The sequence below is a fragment of the Pseudomonas sp. FA-1 genome (genome assembly GCF_056856075.1).
Genome location: NZ_JBWXTH010000037.1, coordinates 1 through 686 on the forward strand (window position 1 = coordinate 1; position 686 = coordinate 686).

The following is a 686-nucleotide window of genomic DNA, read 5'->3' on the forward strand; positions in this document are numbered from 1 at the left end:
GTGATTTCACCGCCTTCAGCGACAGTAGTTTTATCCACAGACAGCGTGGCTTTTACTTCGCTAACCGTATCGGTGATCGCAACGCTCGCCTCGCCACCCAATTGCAGGTCTTCGAACTGCTTGCCATCAACGCTGGCATCGGTAACGCCCAACGTTACCTTGCCCGGATCGGTGAATACGTCGTCGCCCTGGGCGTCGAGCTTGTACTCGATCTCGGTCTCGCCAGCCTTGATGACCACTTTGTCCCCATTGCTCAAGGTGACGGTCAGGTCGTGATCCAGCTTCTGGCTGATCTTGACAGTGAAGGCCGGCTGTTGGGCCTCGGTTACATCGCCGTTGCCGGCGATGCTGACCGTCACGGTGTCGATACTGTCCTTGATCTGGGTTTCGGCAGGTGTGGTGTTGGGCGTCAGCTTCTCGAAGTTGCCACCGCTCGCGCCTGTAATGGTCGTGCTGACAGTGCTGCCATTGACGAAGACATCATTGGCCGGGGTCTTGAAGTCCACGGTACCGGTGGTTTCGCCGGCCTTGATGGTGATGGTCTGGCCGTTGGACAGGGTCACGGTGACCGGCGTTTGCGCGGGGTTGCTCAGGGTGGCGGTGTAGGTAATCACGCCCCCTTCGGTGATGCCTGGCGTTGCGGTCAGGGTGACGCTGGTGGTGTCGACCGAATCGGTGATGACGGT

At 59.2% G+C, this 686-nt stretch carries 1 protein-coding gene; it reads right to left on the reverse strand.

All coding sequences use genetic code 11. The features are described from left to right. The coding region (locus AC1MHZ_RS23385; RefSeq protein WP_482967012.1) for an immunoglobulin-like domain-containing protein at nucleotides 1-686 on the reverse strand (686 nt) is incomplete at both ends.